At 71.7% G+C, this 6616-nt stretch carries 6 protein-coding genes; 3 read left to right on the plus strand and 3 right to left on the minus strand.

Features of this window, described 5'->3' with window-relative positions; genetic code table 11:
• On the minus strand, window positions 1-1357 hold a 1357-nt coding region (locus RIN80_RS25670; RefSeq protein ID WP_375141815.1), incomplete at its 3' end, for a phosphatidylserine/phosphatidylglycerophosphate/cardiolipin synthase family protein.
• Window positions 1358-1428: 71 nt separating this feature from the next.
• Between RIN80_RS25670 and RIN80_RS25675 the strand changes: the two genes are divergently transcribed.
• On the plus strand, window positions 1429-1794 hold the full coding sequence (locus tag RIN80_RS25675; RefSeq protein ID WP_309098026.1) for a four-helix bundle copper-binding protein: 366 nt from the start codon (window positions 1429-1431) through the stop codon (window positions 1792-1794).
• 64 nt (window positions 1795-1858) lie between these two features.
• Here RIN80_RS25675 and RIN80_RS25680 read toward each other — a convergent pair whose 3' ends face one another.
• The gene (locus tag RIN80_RS25680; protein ID WP_309098027.1) at window positions 1859-3139 is read right to left on the minus strand and encodes an LCP family protein; all 1281 of its coding nucleotides are present in this window, start codon (window positions 3137-3139) and stop codon (window positions 1859-1861) included.
• Between the two features lie 118 nt (window positions 3140-3257).
• Between RIN80_RS25680 and RIN80_RS25685 the strand changes: the two genes are divergently transcribed.
• Window positions 3258-3815 (plus strand): acyl-CoA thioesterase, encoded by a 558-nt coding sequence (locus RIN80_RS25685; protein WP_309098028.1) that lies wholly within the window; start codon window positions 3258-3260, stop codon window positions 3813-3815.
• Window positions 3816-3846: 31 nt separating this feature from the next.
• Here the strand turns inward: RIN80_RS25685 and RIN80_RS25690 are convergent, their stop codons facing one another.
• On the minus strand, window positions 3847-5331 hold the full coding sequence (locus RIN80_RS25690) for an LCP family protein (RefSeq protein ID WP_309098029.1): 1485 nt from the start codon (window positions 5329-5331) through the stop codon (window positions 3847-3849).
• Window positions 5332-5458: 127 nt separating this feature from the next.
• On the opposite strand from RIN80_RS25690, the gene RIN80_RS25695 reads away from it, so the two are divergent.
• Window positions 5459-6508, plus strand: a complete 1050-nt coding sequence (locus tag RIN80_RS25695) for a glycosyltransferase family 2 protein (protein ID WP_309098030.1) — start codon at window positions 5459-5461, stop codon at window positions 6506-6508.
• The last annotated feature ends 108 nt before the right edge of the window (window positions 6509-6616 follow it).

The raw sequence follows: 6616 nt of genomic DNA on the forward strand, positions 1-6616 counted from the left end.
ACAGGAAGCGGCGGATCGGAGTGACCACGGCCTCGGTGAGGCGCTCGGGCAGCGGGCGCCGCCGCCAGCGGGCGGGATCGATCGGCTCGCTCAGCTTCCGGTCGGCGTCGAAGTCGGCGTCGAGCGCGGCGGTGAAGTCCTCGTCCAGGACGGCCAGGACGACCTCCTCGTCGTGCTCCATGGAGCGGCGGTTGAAGTTGGTCGAGCCGATGAGCGCGCACACCCCGTCCACCGTGACGATCTTCGTGTGCAGCATGGTCGGCTGGTACTCCCGCACGTCCACCCCGGCGTCGACGAGGGTCTGGTAGTGCTGCCGCCCGGCCAGCAGGCACGCCCGCTGGTCGGTGTGCGGTCCGGGCAGCAGGATCTCCACCTGGACCCCGCGCCGGGCCGCGCCGGCCAGGAGGTCGATGAAGTAGGCGTCGGGCGCGAAGTAGGCCGTGGCCAGCCGCAGCCGCTCCTGCGCCGAGGTGATCAGCACCCGCAGCACCGTCTGCATGTCCTGCCAGCCGAAGGAGGCCGAGCCCCGCACCACCTGGACCGTGGACCGCCCCGGCTGCTCCTGCGCGGTGAAGCGGTCGTGCTCGTCGTAGAGGTCGTCGTGGCACTCGGCCCAGTTCTGCGCGAAGGCCGCGGCGATGCCGTCCACGGCGGGACCGCGAACCCGCACGTGGGTGTCGCGCCACTCGTCGGGATTGCGGGCGTCGCCGCACCACTCCTGCGCTATGCCGACGCCCCCGGTGAACGCGGTGTGCTCGTCGGTGACCAGCACCTTGCGGTGGCAGCGGTGGTTCTGCCGCATCGGGGACAGCCGCGTGGGCGGCCGGAACCAGGCCACGTGGACCCCGGCCTCGTCCATGGCGCTCAGCAGGTCCGGCTCGATCTCCTTGGCCCCGAAGCCGTCCAGCAGCAGCCGCACCCGCACGCCCGCCCGGGCCCGGTCGGCCAGGGCGTCGGCGAACTCGTGGGCGATCTCCCCCCGCCAGTACACGAACGTCATCATGTCGACGGTGTGCTCGGCGGCCCGGATCGCCTCCAGCATCGCGGGGAAGATCTCGTCCCCGTTGCGCAACGGCATCAGGTCGTTGCCTTCGGTCGCGGCGATGCCGATCAGCCGCTCCAGCCGCCTGCGCAGCCGCTGCTTGCGCTCCTCGGGCGCTCTCGGCTCCGATGTCCGCAGTTCCTCGTACGTCTGCTGTGTCACGTGTGGTCTCCCCTGCCACGGGCTGCTCACCGCCCCCTGCCCCGCGCGCCGCCGGACCCCGGGACGCGCCTGCTGGTCCTCCTTGCCGCTGCCGGCGCTTTCACGCAGGGCCGTGGCGAGACGCACACGGGCCGTCCGCCCTGTGGTGCTCATGGGGCCGAAGGCGTAGGACGGAAGGCACGGGGGCCGGCCCCCGGCCCTCGCCGTCCCCACGGGAGGAAGACATGACCCAGCAGCCCGCCACCACCGCCCCGCTCAGCAAGGAGATGCAGGACTGCGTCCAGGCGTGCATGACCTGCCACGGCGTGTGCGAGGAGACCATGAGCTCCTGCCTGCAGATGGGCGGTCCGGCCCAGATGCAGATCATGCGCGCCGTGATGGACTGCGCCGAGATGACGCGCATGTGCGCCGACATGATGATGCGCCGCTCGCCCCTCGCGGCCGACATGTGCGCGATGTGCGCCCGGGCCTGTGACATGTGCGCCGAGGCGTGTATGTCCATGCCGGACGACGCCCAGATGATGCGCTGCGCCGAGTCCTGTCGCGCGTGCGCCGAGATGTGCCGCGCGATGTCGGCCACCACGATGTGAGCACCGCCTCACGACGAAGGGGGGCACCCGCCCGGGTGCCCCCCTTCCTCTCCACGCCGCGTGCTCAGTTGCCCGAGACCGTGACCGTCTCGTCGTTCTTCAACTGGCTCACCAGGGTCTTCACCTTCGCCGTGTCCCACTGGAGGTTGCCGTTCGGGGCGCTGCCCGAGATGGGCATGTTCATCGACTTGCCCTCGCCGCCGCTGACGCCCTTCATCGCCCAGAACATGGAGGCCAGGTCGAACAGGCCCATGTCCTTGTCGACGACCAGGGAGTCCAGGCCGGCGCCCATGGTCGGGTAGAGCCTGAACGGGTTCAGGACCGTGCTCGGGGTGGCGACCTGGTTGGCCAGGGCCGAGAGGAACTTCTGCTGGTTCTTCGTGCGGTCCAGGTCGGAGCCCTTCAGGGCGTAGCGGGTGCGGACGAAGGCCAGCGCCTGCTCACCGTCGAGGGTCTGCCTGCCCTTCTTCAGGTCCGCGCCGGACTTGGTGTCCTTGATGTCCTGCGGGATGTCCATCTCGACCCCGCCGACCGCGTCCACGATGTTCGCGAAGCCGCCGAAGCCGATCTCCACGTAGTGGTCGATGTGCAGGCCCGTGTTGGCCTCGACGGTGCGGACCAGCAGCTCGGGGCCGTCCTCCGCGTACGCCGCGTTCAGCTTCGTCTGACGGCCCGTTGCCGGGTAGAGCTTGCCGGAGTCGGAGCCCTTGTACGACGGGATCGTGACGTTCGAGTCGCGCGGCAGCGAGATGAGCGTGGGACCGTTGCCGCCCGTGTGCAGGATCATCATCGAGTCCGTGCGCTTGCCTTCGGCGGACCCGGTGTGCAGCTTCTTCTTCTCCTCGGCCGACATGCCCGCACGGCTGTCGGAGCCGACGATCAGGTAGTTGGTGCCCTCGCCCGCCTCCGGCCGGTCGATGACCTTCGACAGGTCGACGTCGCGGTTGAGCTTGGAGTCGGCCCAGAAGTACGTGGCGACGCTCGTCACGACCAGCACGGTCACCAGCGTGATCGCCGTCACCTTGATCCGGCGGCGCCAGTTCGGCGCGGGACGCGGGTCGTACCCGCCACCGCCCGGGCCGCCGGGGCCGCGGCCACCGGGGGAGCCGTAGACCTGGCCGGTGTTGTAGCCGCTGTCGTACCCGCTGGACGGCTCGGCGTAGCCGCCGTCGACGTACGACGGCTGCTGCGGCACCCCGCCGTAGGCGCCCTGCCCGGGCGGTGCCGCCGGACCGCGGCGGACCTGCCGCATGACACGGGCACTCTCCGGCTGTGCGCTGGAGCTGCCCCGTCCGTACCGGCTGCCGCGGTTGTCGCCGGAGAACCCCTCGGGCCAATCATTCATGCCGACAGTGTGCAGGTCCCGGTGGTGTGCCATACAAGAGTCGTCGGAAAATCAGAGCACGGCTGTGGCGAAGCTGACACAAATCCCCCTCACCGCGCCTCGGCATAAGGTAGGGGCCATGACAGACCAGGCCTCAGCTGCGGATTCCGGCACCACGGATATCCCGGGCAAGCCGACCTCGGCCTCCCGCACCACCCTCAGCCACATCATGACCCACAACGACACGAACCTGCTGGGAACCGTGCACGGCGGAGTGATCATGAAGCTGGTCGACGACGCGGCCGGGGCCGTGGCCGGGCGGCACTCCGGCGGGCCGGCCGTCACCGCGTCCATGGACGAGATGGCGTTCCTGGAGCCGGTCCGCGTCGGCGACCTCGTCCACGTCAAGGCGCAGGTCAACTGGACCGGCCGCACCTCCATGGAGGTCGGCGTCCGGGTCCTGGCCGAACGCTGGAACGAGTCCGCGCCGCCCACCCAGGTCGGCTCCGCCTACCTCGTCTTCGCGGCGGTCGACGCCGACGGCAAGCCCCGCCGCGTCCCGCCGGTCCTCCCGGAGACCGAGCGCGACAAGCGCCGCTACCAGGAGGCCCAGATCCGCCGCACCCATCGCCTGGCCCGCCGCCGAGCGATCATGGAACTGCGCGAGAAGCGGGCGGCGGAGGGCTTCGAGGACTGAGGCGAGCAGCCTCCCGCGAGCAGGCAGCCTGCTACGAGCACGCCACCTCGTCCCCCCGTACCACTCCGAACTCGCCCTGGCCCGGGTCCTCGGCCCGTACCTTGCGCACCCGCTCGAAGTCCGCGCCCGCGATCACCTTCAGGGTCGCGCCCAGACCCTTGACCGGACGCAGCTCGCTGCCCGGCAGGGCCGTCGCGAGGGACTTGGCCGACCGGTCCCAGCGGGGGTCGTAGGCGACGATCGTGCGCTTGACGTCGCGGGCCGCGGCGTTGACCGGGGCCTTGGTCGTACGGAAGCCGGTCGAGGCGAGCGCCGCGTCCACGCGGCGGCCCAGCCCGGGCGTGCCCGTGCCGTTCTCCACCTGGACCCGGATCTGCTGCGGGGCCACCGAGACGATCCGGGCCACCCCGCGCGAGCGGTGCGCGGACAGCGGCTGGTCCTGGCGCAGGGCGTGGAACAGCCGCTCCGACTTCACCGGGTCCCACTTCAGCGTCGAGCCGACGCCCTTCACGGCGTAGCCCATGCGCCCGATCGGGACGGTGGTGAACTCCGAGGAGGAGGGGGAGAAGTTCCGCATGGCCCGGCCCAGGTCCAGCATCTCGTCCGTGCCGAAGCCCTTGTCGGCCCGCACCGAGCCGAGCACCGCCCGGGTGACGTCCCGGAACCTCATGGGGTTGAGGAGGATCCCGGAGGAGGTGACGCGCTCCACGAGCGCGGCCAGGAAGCGCTGCTGCCGCTTCATCCGGCCCAGGTCGGAGGCGCCGTCGACATGGCGGGCGCGCACGTACTGCAGCGCCTGGCCGCCGGCCAGGGTGTGCCGGCCGGCCGGGAGGTCCAGGCCGGTGTAGCTGTCCTTCAGCGGGTCGGCGGTGCAGATCTGCACGCCGCCGACCACGTCGACCGTCTTCATGAAGCTGGTGAAGTCGACCTCCACGTAGTGGTCGATCTTCACCTTGGTCATGCTCTCGACCGTCCGCACGGTCAGCTGCGGCCCGCCCTCCGCGTACGCCGCGTTCAGCTTCAGCGGGTGCCCGCCGTGCCGCTTGCCGGAGGTGCGGTCCACGTGCGGGGGCGTCACGGCGTACGAGTCGCGCGGCAGGCTCACCACGCTCGCGCGCTCCCGGTCCTCCGAGATGTGCACGATCATCATCGTGTCGGTGCAGTGGCAGGGCGCGCCGCCCAGCCGGTACTTGTGCCGCTCCGCCTTGCTGATCTTCTCGCGGCCGTCGGTGCCCACCAGCAGCACGTTCATGCCGTGACCCGCACGAGGGCGGTTCTTCATGTCCTTGAAGGCGTCGACCCGGGCGATGTCCGCGTCCAGGCTGGTCACCACCGCGTGGCCGATCCCGGCGGAGGCGAGCACCACCACGGACAGCGTGGTGACGGCCCGCATGCCCCAGCGCGGCCTGCGGCGCCGGGCGGGCGGCGCGGGCCGGCGCGGGGCGCGGCGGGGAGCGGGCTGCGGACGGCGCGCGGGAGCGGCGGTGGACCGAGGAGACCGCGGCGGCGTGGGCATGGGGACACCTCCGGACGACGGCCGTACGTGGGATCCGTGAAACCGTAGGCCGATACGATCTGCGGCCCGCGCCACCGCCCCCGCGGCGCGCACCGGTGTCCCCCGTTCGCGGTAACGTGAGCCCCCTATGAACGCCAATCCCGACGTGCGGCTCCCCGCCGTTTCCGTGATCATGCCCGTCCTCAACGAGGAGCGGCATCTGCGGGGAGCAGTCCAAGCGATCCTCGCGCAGGAGTACGCCGGCGAGATGGAGGTCGTGATCGCCCTCGGTCCGTCCACGGACCGCACGGACGAGATCGCCGCCGAGCTCGTGGCCGAAGACCCGCGTGTGCACACCGTCCCCAACCCCACCGGCCGTACGCCCGCCGCGCTGAACGCCGCGATCAACGCCTCCCGGCACCCGATCGTGGTCCGCGTCGACGGCCACGGCATGCTCTCGCCGAACTACATCGCCACCGCCGTACGGCTCCTGGAGGAGACCGGCGCGCAGAACGTCGGCGGGATCATGCACGCCGAGGGCGAGAACGACTGGGAGCACGCGGTCGCCGCCGCGATGACCTCGAAGATCGGGGTCGGCAACGCCGCGTTCCACACGGGCGGCCAGGCGGGCCCGGCCGAGACCGTCTACCTGGGGGTGTTCCGGCGCGAGGCGCTGGAGCAGCAGGGCGGCTACAACGTGGAGTTCATCCGTGCCCAGGACTGGGAGCTGAACTTCCGCATCCGTGAGGCCGGCGGGCTGATCTGGTTCTCGCCCGAGCTGAAGGTGTCGTACCGGCCGCGGCCGAGCGTGAAGGCGCTCGCCAAGCAGTACAAGGACTACGGCCGCTGGCGGCACGTGGTCGCCCGCTACCACGAGGGCTCGATCAACCTGCGCTACCTCGCCCCGCCGACCGCGGTGTGCGCGATCGCGGCCGGGATCCTGGTGGGCGCGGCGCTGACCCCGTGGGGCTTCGTCGTGCCCGGCGGCTACCTCGCGGCGATCCTGCTGGGCTCCGTGCCCGCGGGCAAGGGACTGCCGCTGAAGGCGCGGCTGCAGATCCCCGTGGCGCTGGCCACGATGCACATGTCGTGGGGCTGGGGCTTCCTGACCAGCCCGCGGTCGCTGGCGAAGAAGGTCATCGCGTCCCGGCGCCCGGCGGTCCGCGCGGACGGCCGCGCGGACGCGGCGGCCGGCTGACCGACGCGAGCACGGGCCCCTCTCCCCGACCGGGGGAGGGGCCCGTGGCGCGTGCGGACGCCCGCCGACGGGAAGCCCGGCGTTCCCCCGACGCCGCCGGGTCGCTGG

This window comes from Streptomyces sp., assembly GCF_031181705.1.
Lineage (GTDB): Bacteria > Actinomycetota > Actinomycetes > Streptomycetales > Streptomycetaceae > Streptomyces.